Raw genomic sequence first — 22,679 nt, forward strand, 5'->3', positions numbered from 1 at the left:
ATGACCCGGCACCACATCCCCACGGACCGACCCCACCACGACCGCCCCCACCACGACCGGCTCCACCCACGACAGGAGAGAACGACATGGACGAGAACACCCGCTACCAGGTGCTGCGCAACGACGAGGACCAGTACTCCCTCTGGCCGGTCGACGTCGAGGTGCCCGCGGGCTGGCAGCCGGTCGGGAAGGAGGGCACCGAGGAGGAGTGCTCCTCCTACGTCGACGAGGTGTGGACGGACATGCGCCCGCGCAGCCTGCGTGAGCGGATGGAGAACAGGGAGAACACAGAGGTCTGAGCCGTCCGTGGCCGCGGCGGGACGGGGACCCCGTCCCGCCGCGGCCGGGCGCACGCCGGGACTCGACCGGAGACCTGTCGCTACGCTCCGCGAGACGAGGTCACTTCTCCACCTCACCCCAGGAGTTCACCGATGACACCCGTCCTGAAGACCGAACGGCTGGAGTTCACGCCCTACCGCACCGAGGACGAGGGCCACTTCGTCGCCCTGCTGCGCAACGAGGAGGTGTGCCACTGGATGGGCCAGGACATGGTGCCCGAGGCCGACCTGCGCGTGGCGTTCCGGCACATCCTCACCGACGTCTACCCCACGGAGCGGTTCGACGTGTGGGGGGTGTGGTGGCAGGGGACGTACATCGGCCACGCGGAGCTGAAGAAGACCGGCAACGTGGACGGTCACGAACTCATCGTGGCCCTCGCCCCCGACTACTGGGGGCAGGGCATCGGCACCGAGGCCGTGCACGGCCTGCTCCGCCATGCCGCCGACCTCGGGCTGACGGAGGCCTACGGCATGGTGGGCGCCGGCAACACGGCGAGTCTCGCCCTGTGCCGACGCCTCGGCTTCCGGCACGTACGCGATGTGGTCGGCGAGGACGGCACGGTGAACCGGATGGTCGTCATCTCCGTACCCGGTACCTGAAGTTCACCGCTTCGCGGCCGGGGTTCACCTCGGTGACGCGGTCGCGGGCGAGGCGACGGGCTCCAGGCGGACCACGATCGCCTTCGACGTCGGCTGGTTGCTCTTGTCGGCCACGCTGTCCAGCGGCACCAGGACGTTGGTCTCGGGGTAGTAGGCGGCGGCGCAGCCCCGGGTGGTGGGGTAGGAGACCACGCGGAAGCCCTCCGCGCGCCGCTCGGGGTCATCGCCCCACACGCTGACCAGGTCGACATGCTGCCCCTCGGAGAGGCCCAGTGCGGCCACGTCCTCCGGGTTCACGAGCACCACCCGGCGGCTGCCGTGAATGCCCCGGTAGCGGTCGTTGGACGTGTAGGGGACGGTGTTCCACTGGTCGTGCGAGCGCAGGGTCTGCAGCAGCAGGTACCCCTCGGGGGCCCGCAGCATCGCGAAGTCGTTGGCGGTGAACAGCGCCTTGCCGACATCGTTGTGGTAGACGCCCTCGTTGACCGCGTTCGGCAGCTGGATGCCGCCGGGACGGGTCACGCGCCGGTTGAAGTCGTGAAGCCCCGGGACGATACGGGAGATGTGGTCCCGGATCGCGCCGTAGTCGGCTTCGAACTGCTCCCACGGGATGTCGGTGCCCCGGCCGTCGAGGGTGCGGCGGGCGAGTCGGCACAGAATGGAGATCTCGCTGAGCAGCAGGGGCGAGGCCGGCTGCAGCCGCCCCTGAGAGGTGTGCACCTCGCTCATCGAGTTCTCGACGGTGACGAACTGCTCCCCGTCGGCCTGGATGTCCACTTCCGTGCGGCCGAGCGTCGGCAGGATGAGCGCGGTCTCGCCGCACACGGTGTGGGACCGGTTGAGCTTGGTGGAGATGTGGGCCGTCAGACGGCAGTTGCGCATGGCGTCTTCGGTGATCGCGCTGTCCGGGGCGGCCCGGACGAAATTGCCGGCCAGAGCGAGGAAGAACTTGATGCGCCCTTCGCGCATCGCCCTGATCGAGTTCACGGAGTCCAGCCCGTGGGCGCGCGGCGGGTCGAAGCCGAACTCCGTCTGGAGCGCGTCGAGGAAGTCGTCCGGCATCTGCTCCCAGATGCCCATCGTGCGGTCGCCCTGCACGTTGCTGTGCCCGCGCACCGGACAGGCGCCGGTACCGGCCCTGCCGATGTTCCCGCGCAGCAACAGGAAGTTGACGATCTCCCGGATGGTGGGGACGGCGTGCTTGTGCTGGGTGATGCCCATCGCCCAGCAGACGATGACGCGTCGACTGCCCAGCACCTCGTCCCGGACCTGCTCGATCTCCTCGCGGGCCAGACCGGTCGCGGCGAGGATGTCGTCCCACCCGATGGTGCGGACGTGCTCGGCGAACTCCTCGAAGCCCTTGGTGTCGCTCTCGATGAAGTCGCGGGCCAGCACCTCGCCCGGCCGGGCGTCCTCCGCTTCCAGCAACAGCCGGTTGATCCCCTGGAACAGGGCCAGGTCGCCACCGTTGCGGATGTGGAGGAACCGGTCGGCGATCTGGGTGCCCTTGCCGATCACTCCGCTCGGCTTCTGCGGGTTCTTGAACCGCAGCAGCCCGGCTTCCGGCAGCGGGTTCACCGCGATGATGCGGGCGCCGTTCCGCTTGGCCTCTTCCAGCGCCGAGAGCTGGCGCGGGTGGTTGGTCCCGGGGTTCTGTCCCACCACGAAGATCAGGTCGGCATGGTGCAGGTCGTCGAGGCTGACCGTCCCCTTGCCCGTACCCAGCGTCTCGTGCAGCGCGAAACCGCTGGACTCGTGGCACATGTTGCTGCAGTCGGGCAGGTTGTTGGTGCCCAGCGCCCTGGCGAACAGCTGCAGCGCGAACGCGGCCTCGTTGCTGGCCCTGCCGGAGGTGTAGAACACCGCCTCGTCGGGGGAGTCCAGCGACCTCAGCTCCGAGGCCAGCAGGTCGAAGGCGTCGTGCCAGCTGATCGGCTGGTACGAGTCGGAGCCCGGCCGCTTGACCATCGGCTCGGTGAGCCGGCCCTGCTGGTTGAGCCATTTGTCGGAGCGCCGGCCCAGCTCGGAGACCGTGTGCTCGCGGAAGAAGTCGGCGCCGATGCGCCGCGACGTCGCCTCGTCGTTGATGTGCTTGGCGCCGTTCTCGCAGTACTCGTTGCGATGCCGGTTGCCCGGCGAGGGATCCGCCCACGCGCATCCGGGACAGTCGATGCCGCCCACCTGGTTCATGGTCAGCAGCGTCTCCCCGGTGCGCCGTACCGAGGTCTCCTCCAGGGAGTACCCCAAGGCGTGCGCGACCGCGGGTACGCCCGCGGCCCACTTCTTCGGCGGGGTGACGGTCAGAGCCTCGTTCGGCTCGTCGCCGGGCGCCTTCTTCATCGACATTGCCTTTCAGTCACACGCTGTTGTCGCTCTCGGCGTCAGCCGACGGGCCAGTGGGCCACGCGGCTCCTGTGCGGCCTCGGTTCCTCGGGCCGTACGCGTCCGCCGCGGATGGTGCCCCGCCAGGCGCCGCTCTCCGCGCCGAGCCCTTCGATGTACGCCTTGAAGTGCCCCAGCTCCCGCTGCACGACCCGGCCGACCAGCTTGGGGAGGCCGCCGCGCAGGGCGGTGGCGCCGGGCGAATCGACCTCGATCCGGACGGTGACGGTCGTACCGCCCGTCGCGGTGGGCCGGAACGACACCTCGCCCCGGTGGACGAAGTGCCGTTCGAGGCTTTGCCACGTGAGATGGGAGTCGGGTTCCTGCTCGACGATCTCGGCCTGGAACTCGCGGCGCAGGGGGCCGACCGCGAGCGTCCAGGAGAGGAGCGCCGGCCGGATCTGCTCGACCTTCTTCACCACGGTCATGAACCGGGGAAAGCTCTTGAACTGGGTCCACTGGTTGTACGCGGCACGCACGGGAACCGCGACCTCGATCGTTTCCTCAACGGAATACATGCTCCACCCATCGTCAGGCGCCGCTCGCCCCAGTCTCACCGCAGGTCCAGCCGGTCGCCACACGTCACCGCTGCTGCCGGGCGGCCGGGTACCCGGCATCCGGGCCGCGTAACGCAGTCCCGGACGGATCGCCACCGCGCACGGCGACCGGAGAGCGACGGGCGGCGCTAGGAAATCGCTGGAGTGGAAGTTAATATTCCGTTATGGCGTGGAGCGGGTGCCCGCTTTGAGGTGGATAACCTGTCCCTGGTGCCCCGCAATTGGTGACGCAAACAGCCTGCGAGGGAATTCAGGGGATATCTTTCCGCGGCTCGGCCCAGCAGTCCTGGCGATGCCTCTGAGCTGCGTCGATACCTCCGAAGTCCGACTCGATGGCTCGGACGGAGATCACAGACCGCGGCCGACGTCCAGGGCTTTGTCAGGCACGTGTGGCCTGTTAACGGCACATCACGTTTTGGTTGCCGGTGGCGCGGGGCGGCTGATACGGTCGCTTTGTCTTGGAACTGCTGTTGACTAAAAGGTGGAATGGCAACTCTTTCACCGTCCGTGATCGCGCCCGAGATGATCTCTGCGGTGTCTCTGGTGTGCTCTTCGGGAGACTGCGCGGTGTTGCGCATCGCCGGTGCCCCGAGCGGGGTCGGTGGGGTCGGCGTTCCACTGGACAGACGGGACAACTGGCGAAATTCACGGGGGTGTGTCTTGAGTCGATCAGCCTGTTACTTTCGCGCTCACGCGGCCGGAGAATTCATCGGCCGCGTACCTCCATGGGCGGACGCCCTTCGATGTCCTTTGCCATCGTTGTCGTCCCGTAAAGCTCCAGCTCGCCCCAGGGGGATAAAGTCATGAACGGTCAGCGATTAGCTGACGCCTCTGCACTCGTTGCACATCCGTCCACCGAATTGGTGCCGTTGAGTGAGCTGACGCGCTTCGATTCGCCCCGGCTTTCGGGTGCGGACAATGAGCACGTGCGCCTCCTCGCCGAATCGGACACCGAACTGCCGCCCATTCTCGTGAACCGCCGGACGATGAGTGTCGTCGACGGAATGCATCGCGTACGCGCGGCAGAACTGCGCGGCCAGGAGAAGATCGAGGCGGTCTTCTGCGAATGCGACGACGAGGAGGCGTTCGTACTCGCGGTGAAGGCGAACATCTCCCACGGCCTTCCCCTGCCGCGCTCCGACAGGAACGCCGCGGCCGAACGTATCGTCAGCTCCCACCCCGAGTGGAGCGATCGGGCGATCGCCTCCGTCACCGGCCTCTCCCACAAGACCGTCGGCGCGATCCGGCGCCGTGCGAGTGGGGAAATTCCCCACTCGCACACCCGGCTGGGGCGTGACGGCAGGGAGCGGCCGGTCGACGCCGCCGAGGGGCGTGAACAGGCGGGCAGGATCCTCGCCGAGCGTCCCGGCGTCTCGCTGCGCGAGGTCGCCAGGGAGGCCGGGGTCTGTACCGCCACCGTGCGGGACGTACGGGACCGGCTGCGGCGCGGTGAGGCACCCGTCGGCCCGACGCGGCGCGGGCCGACGACGGCGCCTCCCGATGCGCCTTCCGGCGCGGCTGCCAAAGCGGCTCCCGCTGCGGCCCCCGAGACGGCGGGAGCACTGCCACGGCCGAAGGCACTGGCCCGTATCGACGGTGGCGCCGACCACGACGTCGACCTCGCGGGACTGATCCACAACCTGCGCAAGGATCCCTCGCTGCGGTTCTCCGAGTCGGGCCGCACCCTGCTGCGGCTCCTGGACGTCTGCACGGTGGGCCCGCAAGAGTGGACCCGGATCAGCGAAAACGTTCCGCCGCACCGAGCGGAGATCATCGTCTCGGCCGCCCGTGCGTGCAGCCGGGCGTGGCAGGACTTCGCGACGGAACTGGAGCGACGCTCCGACCGGCAGGCGTCCGGCTGACGTTCCCGTACCTCCCCCTCCCCCCTCCCCCCTCTCTCCTTTCTCTCCCCTCTCTCTGTTCCGCCTCGACGGACCGACGCCCGTCGCCTTGTGCGGCCTACTTCACGGCGCCCAGGAAAGGCAGGCATGACGATCAGCACTGTCCGGGACCCCCGCGAGACGTGCGCACGGGACCTCCTCACCTCCCTGCTGACGCCCGACCCACCCCCGTTCGCGCTCCTGCGCAGAGCCGGCGCGGCGACCCCCGAGGTGGAGGTGCTGACGGGGGAGGTGCGAGAGGTGACGGCGCTCGCCGACGTGCCGCTGCCCGGCCCTGTGCACGGGAGCGGGATCGAGACCGGGAGCGGGGCCGAGAGCGGGACCGGGGACGGGGAGCCGGCGGAGGTGCTGGTAGCCGTCCCTTTCCGTCAGATCACCGAGCGCGGGTACGCCTGCAACGACGACGGCGAACCCATCCTGACGCTGGCCGTGCGGCAACGGGCCGCTCTCCCCGTCCAGGAGGCGCTCGAGTTGCTGCCCGACACCGAAGTCGCCCTCCGCGACGCCGGGTTCGACGTCGGGGACGACGAGTACGAGAAGATCGTGCAGAAGGTCCTCGACGAGGAGATACGGGCCGGCGAGGGATCGAACTTCGTCGTCAGACGGTCCTTCAGGGCGACCCTGCGCGACTACCGGCCCGAGGTCGCCCTGACCGTCTTCCGGCGCCTGCTGACCATGGAGTCAGGCGCCCACTGGACGTTCGTGGTGCACACCGGCGACCGCACCTTCGTCGGCGCCTCCCCGGAGTTACACGTCCAGGTGGCCGACGGCGTGGCGCGGATGAATCCGATCAGCGGCACCTACCGCTACCCGCCGTCGGGCGCGGACGTGGACGGCGTACTGGAGTTCCTCGGCGACCGGAAGGAGACCGACGAGCTGTTCATGGTGGTGGACGAGGAGCTGAAGATGCTCGCCCGGGTCTGCGACGGCGGCGCCCGGGCCCACGGCCCCTACCTGCGGCAGATGGCCAGGCTGGCGCACACCGAGTACCTGCTGGAAGGCCCTACGTCCCTGGACGTACGTGAGGTGCTGCGCGAGACGATGTTCGCGCCGACCATCATCGGCAGCCCTCTGGAGAACGCCTGCCGGGTGATCGCCCGGCACGAGGAGAGCGGTCGCGGCTACTACGGCGGGGCCCTCGCCCTGCTCGGCCGGGACCCGGCCGGCCGCGCCACCCTGGACTCGGCGATCCTGATCCGTACCGCCGAGATCCGGCGCGAAGGCACCGTACGGATCGACGTGGGCGCCACTCTCGTGCGTGACTCACGGCCCACCGCCGAGGTCGCCGAGACGTGGGCCAAGGCCGACGCGCTGTTGGCCGCCACCGGTTTGAGGGGCGACCCCCGGGCGCCGGGCCCGTCGGTGGCGGGCGGCGTCCCCGCGCAGCCGGAACAACTGTCGGAGCAGCAGCCGGAGCGATTGTCGGAACAGCAGCTGGGCCAGCTGTCGGGGCACCCGGCGCAACGGCCGACGGAGCGGCTGGCGGACGACCCCCGCGTGACGGACGCCCTGGACCGCCGCAACGTGGGACTGTCGGCGTTCTGGCTCGGCAAGGAGGACGACCGGCCCGTACGCGCACCGGGACCCGACGCGGGACGCGTGCTGATCGTGGACGCCGAGGACAAGTTCACCGACATGCTCGGCCACCAGACCCGGGCCCTCGGCCTGGACGCCACGGTCCGCCCGTGGTGGTCCGTGCGCTCCTCGGACCTGGACGCGTACGACTGCGTCCTGCTCGGCCCCGGCCCCGGCGACCCCCGGGCCGCCGCCGACCCGAAGGTCCGCGGGATCACCGAGATGACCGGCCGCCTCCTCGACCGAGGCATCCCGTTCGTCGGCGAATGCCTGAGCCACCAGGCGCTGTGCGCGCTGCTCGGGCTGCCGCTCTTCCGCCGCGAGCGGCCCCACCAGGGCACGCAGCGCCGTATCGACTTCTTCGGGCGCCCCGAGGCGGTCGGTTTCTACAACTCCTACGCGGCCCGCCACACCGAGGACGTCCTGCGCTCACCGCTCGCGCGCGGAGACGTGCACCTGTGCCGGGACCCGGTCAGCGGGGAGGTGCACGCCCTGCGCGGCGAGCGGTTCGCCGCCGTCCAGTTCCATCTGGAGTCGGTGCTGACCGAACACGGCACCGGCCTGCTGGCCGATCTCCTCGGACGGGTGCTGCGCCGGCCGACGGACCGCGGCGAACGCGGCGCCCACCGATGACCGGCGACGGCGCGCGAGACACCTCCCGGCAGCCGTGGCCGGCGGGCGTCGAGGCGGCCCAGCAGCCGGACTGGGCGGCGCACCCCGCCTACGGATCCAGTTGCACCGCCCTGGCGTCGGCGCCCGCGCTGGTGACCCCGGAGGAACTGGCGCGGCTGCGGCGGGCCCTCGCGGTGGTGGCCGGGGGCGGCGCGGTGATGCTGCAACTCGGCGACTGCGCGGAGAGTTTCGAGGAGACCGACGCCGACCAGGTCCGGGCCAAGACGGCGGTGCTGCACGCCCTCGCCGACGAGGTGGCCGACGGCACAGGCCTGCCGGTGCTGCGGGTCGGCCGGATCGGCGGCCAGTTCGCCAAGCCCCGCTCCCTGCCCCACGAAGAGGTCGACGGAGTGCTGCTGCCGGCCTTCAGGGGCCACATGGTGAACGGCGAGAGCCCCACCCCCGAGGCGCGGGCGCACGACCCGCGCCGGATGGTCCGGGCCTACGAGGCGAGCGCCGGCGTCCTGCGCGCCCTGGCCCGCGAGCGCGACCAACGGGTGCGCCGCTTGCAGGACTTCCGCGAGCTCCAGGGGTTCAAGGAGCTCCAGGGGTTCCAGGGGGCCCCGGAATTCGAGGACGGGCCGTGGGCCAGCCATGACGCGCTGGTCGTCGACTACGAGGCCCGGCTGGTCCGTACGGAGGGCGGGCGACGGTTCCTCGGCTCCACGCATCTGCCCTGGCTCGGCGACCGCACCAGAGCCCCCGACTCGGCCCATGTGCGGCTGCTGGCATCGGTCGTGAACCCGGTGGCCCTCAAGCTCGGACCGTCCACCGCGACGGCCGAACTGCGGCAGGTGTGCGCGCTGTTGGACCCGTACCGGATGCCCGGCCGGCTCACCCTGATCGTGCGGATGGGCGCGGAGCGGGTGACCGGGCTGTTGCCGCCCCTCGTCGCCGCCGTACGGGACGCGGGGCACCGGCCGGTCTGGCTGAGCGATCCGATGCACGGCAACACGGTGCGGGAGGCCGGGCGGAAGACCCGGCGCCTCACCGACATCGTGGACGAGGCCAGCCGCTGCAAACGGGTGCTGGAACGGGCGGGGGAGCATCCCGGCGGACTGCATCTGGAAGTGGCCGCGTCGGATGTCACCGAATGCCTGGGCGGAAAGGTCGACGGGGTCGACCGGCTGGCCGAGCGGTATACGACGCTGTGTGATCCGCGGCTGAATCCGGACCAGGCCGCCGAATTGACGCGCGCCTGGGTCCGGGCCTGACCGCATATCTGGGCGCGGGCCAGCCGCACACACCTGGATTCGCGCCCAGGAATCCGTAGACTCGCGATATCCCGCCGTTGCCCTGTGCCTTGTGCCTTGTGTCTTGTGCCGGCGGATGCCCTTCTTTTCTGGAAGCTTTTCTGGAAGGTGGGAAGGTGACCGAACACAGTGAAATCGACTGCCGGATCGCGCTGGTGACGGGAGCGGCAGGCGGAATCGGAACCGCCGTGGTGCGCGCTCTCGCAAGCCGCGGAGCCGTGGTTGCGGCCGTGGACAAAGACCCCGCGGGACTCGCCGATCTGGTGGAGAAGTCGGCCGCGGACGGGCTGAAGGCCGTCGCGTTTCCCACCGACATCACCGACAGCACCCGGATCGAGGAAACCGTCGAGCGGATCGAGAGTGAACTCGGTTCCATAGACCTGCTGGTGAACGCGGCCGGAGTAATGCGCTCCGGATCGCTGGTGGACATGACCGACGCGGACTGGCGGGCGATCTTCTCGACCAATCTCGACGGCCTCTTCCATTGTTCCCGGGCTGTCGCCGCACGGATGAGGGAACGCGGAGCGGGTGCGATCGTGACCATCGCCTCCAATGCCGGGCGGATACCCCGGATGCAGATGGCCGCGTACGGCGCCTCCAAGGCGGCCGCGTCCCTCTTCACGAAATCACTAGGCCTGGAACTGGCGGAACACGGCATTCGCTGCAACGTGGTGTCGCCCGGCTCCACCGACACCGAGATGCTGCGCTCGCTGTGGACGACGGAATCGGGCCGCCAGTCGACGATCGACGGTTCGGCGGACGCCTACAGGACCGGAATTCCGCTGCGCCGCATCGCCGAGCCCGGGGACATCGCGGACGCCGTCGTCTTCCTCGCCTCCGACCGGGCCCGGCACATCACCATGCAGGACCTGTGCGTCGACGGCGGCGCCGTCCTGGGGGTGTGAGCAGCGGACATGAGCATCCCCGCCATCACGCCCTATTCCATGCCCACCGCCGCCGAACTGCCGGCCAACCGGGTCGACTGGCGGCCCGACGCCGACCGGGCCGTCCTGTTCCTGCACGATCTGCAGGCGTACTTCCTCGCTCCCTTCGACGCCGGCAGGTCTCCGTACAGGGAGCTGCTGGCCCACATCGGCGCCTTGCGTGAGCGGGCGGTGGCCCTCGGGATGCCGGTGGTCTACTCGGCCCAGCCCGGCGACATGGACCGCGAACAGCGCGGCCTGCTCCATGACTTCTGGGGCCCGGGGATGTCCGCGCGGGAGCACGACACCGCGATCGTCGAGGCCCTGAAGCCGGCCGACGGGGACCTGGTGCTCACCAAATGGCGCTACAGCGCGTTCGTCCGCTCCGAACTCCGTGACGTGATGGAGAAATCGGGGCGGGACCAGCTGATCGTGTGCGGGGTGTACGCCCATGTCGGCTGTCTGATCACCGCGGTCGACGCCTTCAGTTCCGACATCCAGCCGTTCCTGGTCGCGGACGCGGTCGCGGATTTCAGCGCCGAACACCACCGCTCCGCGCTCGACTACGCCGTCCGGTGCTGCGCGGCGGTGTATACGACCGCGCGGCTACTCGATTTCCTGACCGTCCCAGGCGTTCCGAGCTTTCCGGGCGTTTCAGGCGTTCCAGTTGTTCCGCAGGAGGGGTGACGCAGTCATGAGTTCCACCGAGACCTTTCGCGTCGACGTGACGACCGACGTGCGGGCCGATCCCGCGACGGTGTTCGCCTATGTCAGCGACCTCACCAGGAGCGGTGAGTGGAGTCCCGAGTGCCGGGGTGGCGAATGGACCTCGGGAGATCCGGCGACGGTCGGTTCCGTCTTCACCGCGCGCAATCACCGAGAGCCGGACGTGGTGGCCTGGGCGCCGGTCGTGCGCGGTGAATGGACCACCCGGTGCGAGGTCGTGGAGGCCGTTCCGCCGCGGGTGTTCAGCTGGGCCATGAGGGACAGCGGCGGGCGCGCCCAGGAAAGCGTATGGTCGTTCACGGTCGCGCCGACGGCGGAGGGCAGTGCACTCACCCACGCCTTCTGGATGGGCGAACTGACCGAGGGCATGCGGGGAATTCTCGCCGGCATGAACGACGACGAGGTGAAGAAGTTCCTCGTCGACTGGGCGGACAAAATCCAGGGCGACATGGGCCAGTCCCTCGCGCGTATCAAGACCCGCCTGGAATCCGCCTCCTGACGACACAGCGACACAACGGCAAAGCGGCAGAACGAGAGAACGGCAGAACAGCGACCGGCACGGCTGAACGCGGACGCCCGTGGAAGGTGGCACCACCGTGATTCTGCAACGCATAGGGAACAGGGGACTGTTCCTCGGCTCCTTCTTCGACGGCGCCGCCAGGAAGAGCCCGTACCAGCGCATCACCCTCGACCACGAACTCGACATCGCGCCGGAGTTGGGCAGTGATCTCACCGTCTACGCCTGCGCGAACCTCGTCGCCGAAATGGCGTCCGCCCTGCGCGACCAGAACGTGCGCCCGGGCGACAAGGTCGCCGTCTACAAGCAGGACTGCTTCGACATCTTCCTGCTGATGTGCGCGGTGGCCCGGATCGGCGCCGTCCCCGTCGCTCTCTCCCCGAGCCTCGACGGCGAGACCGTGACGCGGCTGCTGGAGCGCTGCGCCTGGCCGCATCTGATCACCGACGAGAAGAAGCTGCGGGAGGAGCTGCCCGCCGAGGTGGCCGGCCGCTGCGCCCGCGTCCTCCTGGTGACCGGCGAGGCCGAGGGCGCCACCCCGCTCCGGCGCAACCCCGCGACACACCCGCGCCCCTTCGCCAGGCCCCGGGCGGACCGCCCCGCGCTGCTCACCCACACCTCCGGCACCACCGACGTCCCCAAACTCGTCGTCCACACGGCCCGTTCCCTGCGCGCCCGGTACCGTCCGCAGGCGCTCGGCGCGCGGTTGCTGATTCGCGGACGCGAAACCCTCGCCGTACGGGTCTCGTTCGTCCACTCGCGTCTGGTCACCGCACTCGCCATCGCGCTGGACCGCGGCTTCCCGATCGTCATCACCAGGGACGCCACGCCCCAGCGGATCGCCGACATCTTCGCCGAGGTCAAACCAGGCGTCCTGGAGGCCCACCCCAACACGTTCGTCGAATGGGAGACGCTCGCGGACGACCCGCGCGGTCCCCTGTCCAACGTGCTGGCCGTCAGCTCCACGTTCGACGCCATCCACCCGCGGACCGTGCAACGGATCCTGGGCGCCTCCCACCGCAGGCGCCCCTTCCACCTCCAGCTGTACGGGCAGAGCGAGATCGGGCCGACCGTCGGCCGGGCCACCTCCCGGCGGCGCGCGATGTCCGCCGACGGCCGGTGCGTCGGCTTCCCGTTCCCCGGGATGACCGCGGTGCGGGTCGTCGACCGCGACGGCCGCACGCCCGGCCCCGGTACACCCGGATTCATCGAGGTGCGCTCGGACGGCCGGGCGCTCACCTACTTCGGCGAGGACGCGCGCTTCCGGCGCCAACTCGATGACGGCTGGTGGCGCATGGGCGACGTCGGCCACCGCACCCGGTGGGGCTGTCTGCACGTCTCCGACCGCGAGGTCGACGTCATCCCCGGCTTCGGCAGCGCGCTGGAGGCCGAGGACACGCTCATGTCGCGGCTCGACGCGCTGCTGGAGGTCGTGGTCGTTCCCGGCGAGGAGGGCGCGCCGACCCCGGTCGTCGTCACCCGGGACGACACCCCGCTGGACCCCGACCGCTGGACCGCGGCCACCGCGGGGCTCCCCGCCATGCGCCCGCCCGTCCAACTGCGCCTCGCCGAACTGCCGCGCACCGCCACCGCCAAGGTGCGGCGGCTGGAACTGGCCCGCCGGCTGTGGGCCCCGGACTCCGGCGCCCGACCGGCCACGTGAAGGGGAAGGTCACCATGTCGCAGCGTAAGACGGCCGACCACGAGCGGCTGCTCGGCTGGCTGGACGCCCCGTCCGACGAACGCGGGATGCGGTTCCGGCTGGACGACGGCTCCTGGCAGCGCCTCACCTACCGCGAACTGGCCCGCCGGACCCTGGGTGCCGGAGCCGCGCTCGCCGACGCGGGGGTGCGTCCCGGCGACGTGGTGCCGCTGGTGGTGCCGGGCGGGGAGGACTTCGTCACGCAGTTCTTCGGGCTGCTGGCGATCGGCGCCACCCCGTCCGTACTGCCCCTGCCGCTCGCCCTGCGGGCGGGGGAGGGCTACCAGAGCCAGCTGAAGGCCATCACCGCCCGCATCCATCCACGGCACGCCGTCGCGGACCCGCGCTACCACGACATCGTCGCGGAGAACGTGGCCAGGATCGGCGGCGGCACCGAGGTGATCGCACCGCGGTACGAGGACCGCCCCGGTGACGCGCCGCGCGCCTGGGGCGACCTCGCCGTCCTCCAGTTCACCTCGGGCTCCCGCGGCTCCCCGCGCGCCCTGCGTGTCTCGGTCGCCAACCTGGCCGCCAACCTCCGCATGATCGGCAGCTGGATGGACCCGGTCGGCCACGGCGCGGTCACCTGGCTGCCGCTCTACCACGACATGGGTCTGGTCGGCGGACTGCTGGGCGCGCTGACCCTCCAGGTGGAGCACGCCCTGATGCGCCCGGAGCAGTTCGTCCGCGACACCCCCGGCTGGCTCGCCGAGTACGGCCGCACCCCGTACACCTGTATGTGCATGCCCAACTTCGGCTTCGAGCGGGTGCTGGCGACGGTTCGGCCCGAGCATCTGGAGGGGCTCGACTTCTCCGCGCTGACCGCCGTGGTCAGCGGCGCCGAGCGGATCGATCCCGCGGTACTGGCCCGCTTCGCCGCGCTGCTCGGCCCGTACGGCTTCGACGTCCGGGCGCTGATGCCCGCGTACGGCCTGGCCGAGGGCACCCTCGCGGTCACGGGCGTCGGCAAGGGGGACCTGCCCCGGCTGGTGCGGGTCGGCGGCCTGGAGCGGCGCCTCGGCGAGAAGCTGGATGTGCGCGAGAGCGCCGAACTCAGCACCGAGCCGGTCACCGAACCCTGGAACTGGCAGGTCAGCTGCGGTCCGCCGCTGGAGAGCACGCGCGTGGAGATCCTGGACGAGGAAGGCGCCCCGCAACCGGAGGGCGTCCTCGGTGAGATCTTCGTCCAGGGCCCCTCGGTCGCCGAGGGCTACGCGGACGCCACCCCCGAGGACCTTGCCAAACTCGGCGACGGCAAGCTGCACACCGGTGACGCCGGATTCCTGCTGGACGGCGAGCTGTATGTGATCGGCCGGCTCGGCGACAGCGTGAAGATCAACGGCCAGAACGTCTTCGTCGAGGACATCGAGCTGGAACTCGTCGCCTCCGGAGCGGTCTCCAAGCGCTACGCCACCGTCGTCGCCGGAGTCGTACGCGGTGAGCCACGGGTCCTGGTGGTCACCGAACGCCCCCTGGGGGACCGGCTGGAGGACGTGCTGTCGGTCATCACGTCGTTCACCGGTGACGCGGGACGCGCCGAGGTGCTGTCCGTCAAGCGGGGGACCATCCCCCTGACCTCCAGCCGCAAGCCCCGTCGCCGTTCGCTGTGGCTGGCGTACCTGGCGGGCGAACTGAAGGAGCGCAGCGACTCGTGAGTGTGGTGGACACACCGGCGGACACGTCGGCGCGGACCTCCCGCCTGTTCGCGGCGGGACCGTTCGGCGAACGCGTGGAGGAGGCCCGCGAACGGGTCGCGGGACTGCTGCGGCGGGCCTTCGAACCCGTCGCCCAACAGGCCGAGACCGCGGGCCTGTTCCCCCGGGAGCTGCTGGCCGGACTCGGCGCAGCCGGACTCTTCCGTGAGCGCTGGGCGCGGGCCGACGCCGCCGACCCGTACGGCGATCCCGGGCTCGGCGTGCTCATCGCCGAGGAGAGCGGCCGGCTCGGGCACGCGGGCCTGTCGGTCGGGCTCAGCCTGCACTGCGAGACGGTCCTGTCGGTCCTCACCCGCTACGGCGACACCCCGCTGCTCGCCGAGTACCGGGCGCGCGCGCTGGAGGGACGGCTCGTGGGCTGCCTCGGCGCCTCGGAGCCGACCGGCGGCTCGGACCTCAACGGCGTGCGCACCGTGGCCCGCAGGACCGCGGGCGGCTGGCATGTGACGGGCGAGAAGAAGTACCTGTCGCTCGGCCTGGTGTGCGACATCGCGCTGCTGCTGTGCCGCCTCGACGAGGGCGCGGGGCCGGTCGCCGGACGCCTGGGGCTGCTCGCCGTCCCCGCCTCCGGACTCACGCCCCGCAAGCGGCTCAGCAAGGCCGGCACCGCCGCGCTCGACACCACCTGGATGGTCGTCGACGCCGAGGTGCCCGACGAGGCCCTGGTCGGCCGGCCCGGCAGCGGACTGCTCGTCGCGACCTGGGGGCTCAACCACGAACGGCTCTCCATCGCCGCCCAGGCCGTCGGCGGCGCCGCCCGCGCCATCGGTCTCGCCACCGCCCACCTCCAGCGCCGCGAACAGTTCGGCGGACCGCTCATGGATCAGCAGGCCCTGCGGCTGCGGCTGGCCGAACTGTCCTCCCGGCTCGTGGCGTTGCGCTTCGCCGTCTACGCCGCCGCCCAGGGCGTACCGGTGCCGGGCGCGTGCGGCACCCGGGAGATCGCGGCGCTCAAGACCACCGCCGCCCGGTTCGTCGCCGAGGCGACCAGCGAGTGCATGCACCTGTTCGGCGGCGCCGGCTACCTGGAGGACGAGACACCCATGTCCCGTATGTGGCGCGACTCCCGGCTGGCCCGGATCGGTGGCGGGACCGACGAGATGCTGTGGGAACTGGTCGCTGGCGGACTGGTCCCCGACGACGCCGCCTACGACGAGAGTGTCGACCTCGGATGAAACTGCTGCTGACCGGAATCACCGGACAACTCGGAACGGCGGTCGCCGGGATCGCGCCCGAGCGCGGTGTCGAGATCGTGCCGCTGGTGCGTTCCGCCCGCCCCGGCCAGGTCCCCTTCGAGCGCGCGTTCCCGTCACTGGCCGCCGCCAGAGTCACCGGCGACGTCCGTGAACCCCTCTGGGGTCTCGGCGAAGCCGACCTGGACGCCCTCGCGAACGACGTCGACGCCGTCGTCAACCTCGCCGGGGACACCAACTGGGCGGGCAGCGGCCGGGACCTGTACGCCGTCAACGTGCTGGGCGCCCGCAACGGCTACGACGTGGCCCGTGAACTGCAACGCCGCTCCGGCCGCCGCGTGGCCTACGTCCAGGCGTCCTCGATCTACGTCGTGGGCGGCACCCTCGGCCGGATCGCCGAGACGCCGCTCGCCCCCGACCGCCACCGCACCGCGTACGAGCACAGCAAGTGGCTCGCCGAACGGGAACTGGAGCGGCAGCACGGCCCCGGCGACCCCGACATCCTCATCAGCCGGGTCGCCGCGCTGCTCGGCGACTCCCGCACAGGTGCCACCCGCAAGCGCAACTCGCTGTACCTGCTGGCCGAGCGGTGGGACGAACTGCCCGGCCGGGTCCTGCCCGCCATGCGCGGCGCCAAGGTCGACGTCCTGCCGCGCGACCTGGCGGCCGGCACGCTCCTGGACGCGGTGGCCGGCCTGCACCGCTCGGGACCGCACCCCGAGCCCGTCATCACCCACCTCTCGGCCGGCGAACGGGCCCCGACGCTGCGCGCCCTGCTGGAGACGGCGCGCGCCCTGTCACCCCTGGCCTTCGGCAAATGGGTCCGGCTCGTGCCCGCCTCCGCCGAACAGGTCTTGTGGATGTCGGCCAACGCCGAACGCTTCCTGCCCCTGTCCCCGGCCTGGCGCAACAGCCTCATCGGGCTGCGCTACATCGGCCTGGACCGGGTGATGGAACGCGGCCGGCTGGCCCAGCTCGTCGACGGACCCCTGCCCGAACCCTCCACCGAACTGCTCGCCCGGCTGCTGTTCGACCTGCCGGAGCCCCAGCGGCCCCTGGCCCCCGCCGACCGCGGATTGTCGAGGTTCCTGGCATGAACGTACTGATCCTGGGCGGCTCCGGATTCCTCGGCACGGCCGTGGCGCAGGCCTGCGAACGGTCCGGCGCCACGGTCCGGGTCCTGTCGCGCACCGGCCGCACCACCGCGGGCGAGGGAGTACGCGGCGACGTACGGCTGCCGCGGCTCGGCCTGTCCGCCGCGGACCTGGCCCGGGTCCGGGCGGAGACCACCCACGTCGTGTTCTGCTTCGGCTCGGTCTCCTGGACCTCCGGACCCGGCGAGGTACTGGAGACCCACAGCTCGGGGACCCGCTCGGCGCTGGCCTTCCTGCGCGAACTCCCGGAACTGCGGCAGGCCGTGCACGTCTCCTCGCTGCTCGCGCTCGGTCGCTCCGAGGGCCGCGTCACCAACCGCGAGCTGTACACCGGCCAGCGGTTCCGCAACTGGTACGAGTACGGCAAGTACTGCGCCGAACGCCTCGTGCGGGACACACCCGATCTGCCGGTCGGCGTCGTCCGCTTCGGCCCGGTACTGGGACCCGACCCGCGCGGCGGACGCCCCGACACCCGGCACGGACTGCCGATGGCGTTCCCGCACCTGCTCGCGGGCTACCCCGTGCACCTGGCCCGCCGCGGTGACTTCCCCTGCTGGATCACCGACGTGTCCTCAGCGGCGGAGATCGTGCTCACGGCCCTCGACACCCCCATCGGGCGGGCCACCTGGACCTGGTTCGACCCCGCCCTGCCCACCCTCGGCGAGGTCTTCACCGAGGTGTGCCGGCCCTGGGGCGTCGTACCGAAGATCGTGGAGGCCGCGCCGCTCGGCCGGTTCACCCGCCTGATCGGCGAACGCGTGGGCACCCCGCGCGAACTGGCCGACTACGCCGAACCCTGGCTCGACCTGGACGTCGACGTCCTGAAGGACATACCCGAACCCTGGCCGGTGCCCGACCCCGACTACCTGGGCGCGACCGGCGAGGCCCTGCGAGCAGGCACACAGACCCAACGGGCAGGCACGGAGAGGAGGGCCCTCACATGACCGGGCGACCCGCGTCGGTGGACACCGATCCGCATCCGTACTTCACCGTCTACTCGGCGGGCAACTTCGGCGAGGTGGCCCCCCAGCGGCTCTCGCCCATGTCCTGGTCGCTGGTGGGCGATCCGATGGAACGCGGCACCCGCGCCCTGGCCCGACGGCTGTGGGGGCGCCCCGCCTGGGCCGAAGGCGGCCACTACGTCTTCGTCGGCTACTTCGGCTGCCGCCCCTACCACAACCTGGCCGCCTACTGTCATCTGTCCGCGTCCATCCCGGGCCTGCGCCCCAGCGACGTCACCGACGCCTACTTCGAGGGCGTCGACTCCCCGGCCGAACTCACCGCGCTGCGCTCCGGCCGGACCCGTCAATGGGCGGGCTCCGCCCGGCTGCTGCGGGAGATGCGGGACGCCGGACCGCGCCTGCGCGCCCTGGAGGAGCGGGTCGCCGAACTGGAGTGGGGGCTGCGCGCCGCGACCACCGCGAACAGCCCGATCGCCCTGGCCGGAGTACTGCGGGACGCACAGCCCGTCCTGGAGGAGGCCTGGGCGGTGCACATCCTCACCACCTCAGGACTCGTCCCGGTGCGCGCGCTGCAGCGCCGGGTCTACGGCAGGCTGCTGCGGCACGGCGAGGAGATCGCACACTGGCTCACCCGGCCCCGCGAACTGGTCTGGGACCGGCTGCACACCGCCGCCTCCACCCTGGACCCGTACGGGCCGGGCGACTTCCTGTCCTCGTCCTTCTACGAGGTCGCCGACGGACTGGCCCCCTGGCAGGACTACGCGGTACGGCACAAGCAGGTGGCGAGCGGCGGCGCCGAGGCCGCGGTGGCCCCGATCGACCCGGCCGAGGCGCTGACCGGCATGGTGTCCCCGTGGCGCGGGCGCACCGTACGGGCGCTGGCGGTCGCGGTCGGCGAGATGATGGCCGGTCGCGAACACTCCAAGTCGCTCGCGATGCGCACCCTGCACATCTACCGGCGGCTGCTCCCGGCGCTGGCGGCCTCGTTCGGCGAGGACGCCGAGCGGCTGTGGCCGTATCTGACGCTGCGGGAGTTCACGGAACTGGCGACGTCACCGGGACGGATCGAACGGGCCCGGCCGCGTGTCGACGCCTGCCGGGCGGCACTCGCCACCCCGATGCCCGAACACCTCGACCTGAGTGCCGGCGACGACGTGATGCGGCCGTGGCTCAGCGCGACCCCCCAGGAACAGCGCGGTGTGGCGCCGGGCATCGGCACCGGCACGGTGATGGCCCCGCAGGACGACCTGCCCGACGAACCGGTGATCATCGTCTGCTCGTCGGCGGACGCGGACATCGCCCCCTTGCTGCCCTTCGCCGAAGGCGTGCTCAGCGAGCGCGGCAGCGACCTGTCGCACATCGCCATCCTCGCCCGCGAGTACGGGATCCCGTGCGTCGTGGGCTACCCCGGAGCGGCCTCCCTGCCCACGGGCACGGCCGTCTCCATCAACGGCAGTACCGGAGAGGTGAACATCTTTGACCGTTCCTGACCGCACTTCGACCCCCAGTGGGACCCAACGCAGCGGGACCCAGCCCAGCGGGACTCAACCCGGCGGGACCCAGCCCAGTGAGACACATACGGCACTGGAGGAGATCTACGCCAAGGTGAAACGTGTCCAGCGGGACCTGCGGCCGTCCGACCGGATCGTCCAGGACCTGGGAATCGACTCGCTGGCCACGCTGGAGATCCTGCTCGCCCTGGAGGAGCGCTTCGGGGTGGCGCTGGTGGACAACCCCCGCACCGCCGGGACCGCGACCGTCGGCGACCTCGTCGCACTCCTCGACGAACTGCGGGCCGACCGCGCCTCCTGACACCCCGTGTCCGACGACCGCCCGACGACCCCGACGACCCCATGACGACGGGAGATGCCGTGCTTCCCGACACCGCCGCGTTCGACGTGCTCCACGTGCTGGCCCTCAAGGGGATGGCCGCCACCGACCCCTTGGTGGCGGGCGCCCGGCACGCGCGCGAGGACGTGCTCGCCGAACTGGAGAAGCTGCGGGCGGACGGGCTCGCCACCCATCTGGAGCGGCGCGGTCTGTGGCGCGTCACGCCCGAGGGACGCGCCCGGCACGCCGCGCTGCTCGACGAGGACCTCACCGGCGAAGACCTCACCGGCGAGGACGGCACCCACGAAGATGGCACGGACGACGCCCGTGACCGGCTGCGAACCGGGTATGAGCGCTTCCTGCCCCTGAACGACCGGTTCAAGGAGCTGTGCACCCGCTGGCAGCTCCGCGACGGCGTGACCAACGACCACACCGATCCCGCGTACGACCGAGCGCGGCTCGACGAGTTGGACGCGCTGCACGAGGAGGCCGTGCCGGTCGTCGACCGGCTCACCGCCGTACGTCCCCGCTTCGGGCGCTACACCGAGGGGCTGACCGGAGCCCTGACCCGCCTGCGCGGGGGAGAGCAGCAGGCGTTCACCGGTGTCCTGTGCGACTCCTACCACGACGTCTGGATGGAGCTCCACCGCGATCTGCTGGTCTCGCTGAAGATCGAGCGGGAGACCGAGGAACGTGCCGGGACGCCGCGATGAGCGACGACGACGCGCTGCTGCGGCTCACCCGTGACCTCGGGGACCGTGACCGCGGGGCACTGGGCGGCAAGGCCGTGGGGCTCGCCGCGCTGCTGCGGGCCGGGGCGGCGATCCCCGACACCTGGGTGGTACCGGTCGGCGCCGACCCCTCCGCCGCCGCACTGGCAGGACTCGCGGCCGTGGCACCGCGCTGGGCGGTACGCAGTTCGGCCACGGTCGAGGACGGTACGGGACTGAGCTACGCCGGCCTGTTCCGCAGCGAACTCGGCGTCCCCGCCGACGGGTTGGCCGAGGCGATCGCCGCCGTACGGGCCTCGGCACACAGCGGCCGGGTCGCCGCGTACCGGGAACGGACCGCGGGCAGGTCTCCGGCGGCCGTGGAGATGGCGGTGCTGCTCCAGCCGTTCCGCCCTCCGGTGCGCAGCGGGCTCTGGCTCGGGCGTGGTCCCGGCCGGGGACGTCTGGAATGGACCGGGGGCAGCGGGGAGACGCTGGTCTCCGGCGCCGTCACCCCCGCCTGGGAGGAGTGGACGACCGAGGGCCGTACCGCGGGGTCGGAACGCGGCGCGTGGGAGAGTGGCGGGCAGCCCGTCGGCAGGACGTGCGCGAATCTGCAGGAGGCACTCGGTGTCCCCGCCGACCTGGAGTTCGCACAGCTCGACGAGACGTTGGTGTGGCTCCAGTTCCGCCCGATGACGGCCGCGCTCGGCGAGGCGCCGGACGAGCGGGACGGCCGACGCGCCGACCGACGCGCAGGCCGATGCGCCGACCGACGCGCAGACCCAGGCGCCGACCGACGCGCAGACCCAGGCGCCGACGAGGGTGAGCAGGTCGTGCACGGCATCGCGGCCTCCGGAGGGCTCGCCACCGCGCGGGGCCTGCGGCTGCGGGACGTCGACGATCCGTGCTGGGAGCCCGGCGCGGTGCTGCTGACGGACCGCACCGACCCGGACTGGGTCCCGCTGATGGCGGAGGCGGCGGCACTGGTCACCGCAACGGGCGGCATGCTGTGCCACGCGGCCATCGTCGCCCGCGAGTTGGGTGTGCCCTGTGTGACCGGAGTGGGCGAAGCGGCGCTGGCGCGCCTGGGTTCGGGACGTCCCCTCGCCGTCGACGGCTCGGCGGGAACGGTGGCGGTGCTGTGATCCCCGTACGCGATGCCTTGACCGATCTGGCCGACGAGCAGCGGGAGTTCGCGGAACTGCTCGCGGCCCTGGGGGACGCGGACTGGCAGCGGCCCTCGGCGGCGGACGGCTGGACCGTCGCCGACCAGGTGGCGCATCTCGCCGACACCGAGGAGGTCGCCGCGGACACCCTGACCGACGGCCCCCGCGCGTTCGCGAAGACCGTGCCCCGGTATGCGACGGCCGAGGACTTCACCGCCGCGGGCTGCCGCCGGGGCGACGGACTCACACCGGAGGACCTGACCGCGTGGTGGGACCGCGCCGCCGCGAGGACCCGCCGGCTGCTGGCCGGACGCGCCGCCACGGACCGCGTGGCCTGGGGATTCGGTATGACCGCCGAGACGTTCGCGGCAGCCCGGCTCATGGAGCACTGGGCGCACGGCCTCGACATCCGCGACGCGCTGGGACTCCATGTGGACGAGACACCGCGGCTGCGCCGGATCGCCGTCCTCGGCCACTCCACCCTGAGCTACGCCCTGGCGCTTGCCCGGGTGAGCCGGCCGCAAGGGCGGAGTCTGCGGCTGGAGTTGACCGGGCGGGACGGCACCGGACACGTGGTCGGCCCCGCCGACGCCACCGATGTGCTGCGCGGCCCGCTGCTGGCGTGGTGCCGGGTCGCGACCCGGCGCTCGCGCGCCAGTCCAGCCGCTCCGACCGCGCTGGGCGCTACGACCGATCCGGGCACTCCGGCCGTTCCGACCGCTTCGACTGCCGAGAGCCGAATGACCGCCGAAGGTGAACTGGCCCAACTGGCCCTGCTGCACGCGCGGGCCTATCTGTGA

20 protein-coding genes are annotated in these 22,679 nt (G+C 71.5%); 18 read left to right on the forward strand and 2 right to left on the reverse strand.

What is annotated here, in order from left to right; all coding sequences use genetic code 11:
• Positions 1-86: 86 nt before the first annotated feature.
• Positions 87-299 carry an MbtH family protein gene (locus IE278_RS01525; RefSeq protein WP_189767909.1) on the forward strand — a complete coding sequence of 71 codons (213 nt, stop codon included), beginning with the start codon at positions 87-89 and terminating at the stop codon, positions 297-299.
• A gap of 132 nt (positions 300-431) precedes the next feature.
• Positions 432-938: a GNAT family N-acetyltransferase gene (locus IE278_RS01530; protein WP_189767911.1), complete on the forward strand. Its 507-nt coding sequence runs from the start codon at positions 432-434 to the stop codon at positions 936-938.
• 24 nt (positions 939-962) lie between these two features.
• Here IE278_RS01530 and IE278_RS01535 read toward each other — a convergent pair whose 3' ends face one another.
• Both IE278_RS01535 and IE278_RS01540 read right to left on the reverse strand, forming a co-directional pair.
• Complete coding sequence (locus tag IE278_RS01535; protein WP_189767913.1) at positions 963-3,278, reverse strand: FdhF/YdeP family oxidoreductase; 2,316 nt, start codon at positions 3,276-3,278, stop codon at positions 963-965.
• Positions 3,279-3,319: 41 nt separating this feature from the next.
• Positions 3,320-3,838 carry an SRPBCC family protein gene (locus IE278_RS01540; protein WP_189767915.1) on the reverse strand — a complete coding sequence of 173 codons (519 nt, stop codon included), beginning with the start codon at positions 3,836-3,838 and terminating at the stop codon, positions 3,320-3,322.
• An 842-nt stretch (positions 3,839-4,680) separates the two neighbouring features.
• Between IE278_RS01540 and IE278_RS01545 the strand changes: the two genes are divergently transcribed.
• From IE278_RS01545 to IE278_RS01620, 16 genes are all read left to right on the forward strand, one after another.
• Entirely contained in the window at positions 4,681-5,739 is a 1,059-nt protein-coding gene (locus IE278_RS01545) for a ParB/RepB/Spo0J family partition protein (RefSeq protein WP_189767917.1), read from the forward strand.
• 126 nt (positions 5,740-5,865) lie between these two features.
• On the forward strand, positions 5,866-7,986 hold the full coding sequence (locus tag IE278_RS01550) for an anthranilate synthase family protein (RefSeq protein ID WP_189767919.1): 2,121 nt from the start codon (positions 5,866-5,868) through the stop codon (positions 7,984-7,986).
• On the forward strand, positions 7,983-9,239 hold the full coding sequence (locus tag IE278_RS01555) for a 3-deoxy-7-phosphoheptulonate synthase (RefSeq protein ID WP_189767921.1): 1,257 nt from the start codon (positions 7,983-7,985) through the stop codon (positions 9,237-9,239). Before IE278_RS01550 ends, IE278_RS01555 begins: the two co-directional genes overlap by 4 nt.
• A 173-nt stretch (positions 9,240-9,412) precedes the next feature.
• Positions 9,413-10,183: a 2,3-dihydro-2,3-dihydroxybenzoate dehydrogenase gene (locus tag IE278_RS01560; protein WP_189768997.1), complete on the forward strand. Its 771-nt coding sequence runs from the start codon at positions 9,413-9,415 to the stop codon at positions 10,181-10,183.
• Positions 10,184-10,192: 9 nt separating this feature from the next.
• Entirely contained in the window at positions 10,193-10,888 is a 696-nt protein-coding gene (locus IE278_RS01565) for an isochorismatase family protein (RefSeq protein WP_189767923.1), read from the forward strand.
• 7 nt (positions 10,889-10,895) lie between these two features.
• On the forward strand, positions 10,896-11,426 hold the full coding sequence (locus IE278_RS01570) for an SRPBCC family protein (RefSeq protein WP_189767925.1): 531 nt from the start codon (positions 10,896-10,898) through the stop codon (positions 11,424-11,426).
• Between the two features lie 97 nt (positions 11,427-11,523).
• On the forward strand, positions 11,524-13,107 hold the full coding sequence (locus IE278_RS01575; protein WP_189767927.1) for a class I adenylate-forming enzyme family protein: 1,584 nt from the start codon (positions 11,524-11,526) through the stop codon (positions 13,105-13,107).
• A 14-nt stretch (positions 13,108-13,121) separates the two neighbouring features.
• Positions 13,122-14,801 (forward strand): AMP-binding protein, encoded by a 1,680-nt coding sequence (locus tag IE278_RS01580; RefSeq protein WP_189767929.1) that lies wholly within the window; start codon positions 13,122-13,124, stop codon positions 14,799-14,801.
• The gene (locus tag IE278_RS01585) at positions 14,798-16,036 is read left to right on the forward strand and encodes an acyl-CoA dehydrogenase family protein (RefSeq protein WP_189767932.1); all 1,239 of its coding nucleotides are present in this window, start codon (positions 14,798-14,800) and stop codon (positions 16,034-16,036) included. Before IE278_RS01580 ends, IE278_RS01585 begins: the two co-directional genes overlap by 4 nt.
• Entirely contained in the window at positions 16,033-17,151 is a 1,119-nt protein-coding gene (locus tag IE278_RS01590; RefSeq protein WP_189767934.1) for an SDR family oxidoreductase, read from the forward strand. The genes IE278_RS01585 and IE278_RS01590 overlap by 4 nt, the downstream gene beginning before the upstream one ends.
• Entirely contained in the window at positions 17,148-18,152 is a 1,005-nt protein-coding gene (locus tag IE278_RS01595; RefSeq protein WP_189767936.1) for an SDR family oxidoreductase, read from the forward strand. The genes IE278_RS01590 and IE278_RS01595 overlap by 4 nt, the downstream gene beginning before the upstream one ends.
• Entirely contained in the window at positions 18,149-19,660 is a 1,512-nt protein-coding gene (locus tag IE278_RS01600; RefSeq protein ID WP_189767939.1) for a PEP-utilizing enzyme, read from the forward strand. Before IE278_RS01595 ends, IE278_RS01600 begins: the two co-directional genes overlap by 4 nt.
• A 115-nt stretch (positions 19,661-19,775) precedes the next feature.
• Complete coding sequence (locus tag IE278_RS01605) at positions 19,776-19,982, forward strand: acyl carrier protein (protein ID WP_189767940.1); 207 nt, start codon at positions 19,776-19,778, stop codon at positions 19,980-19,982.
• 59 nt (positions 19,983-20,041) lie between these two features.
• On the forward strand, positions 20,042-20,713 hold the full coding sequence (locus tag IE278_RS01610) for a MarR family transcriptional regulator (RefSeq protein ID WP_189767943.1): 672 nt from the start codon (positions 20,042-20,044) through the stop codon (positions 20,711-20,713).
• Positions 20,710-21,858 (forward strand): PEP-utilizing enzyme, encoded by a 1,149-nt coding sequence (locus IE278_RS01615; RefSeq protein ID WP_189767945.1) that lies wholly within the window; start codon positions 20,710-20,712, stop codon positions 21,856-21,858. The genes IE278_RS01610 and IE278_RS01615 overlap by 4 nt, the downstream gene beginning before the upstream one ends.
• The gene (locus IE278_RS01620; RefSeq protein ID WP_189767946.1) at positions 21,855-22,679 is read left to right on the forward strand and encodes a maleylpyruvate isomerase family mycothiol-dependent enzyme; all 825 of its coding nucleotides are present in this window, start codon (positions 21,855-21,857) and stop codon (positions 22,677-22,679) included. The genes IE278_RS01615 and IE278_RS01620 overlap by 4 nt, the downstream gene beginning before the upstream one ends.

The sequence above is a fragment of the Streptomyces tauricus genome (assembly GCF_014650955.1).
Lineage (GTDB): Bacteria > Actinomycetota > Actinomycetes > Streptomycetales > Streptomycetaceae > Streptomyces > Streptomyces tauricus.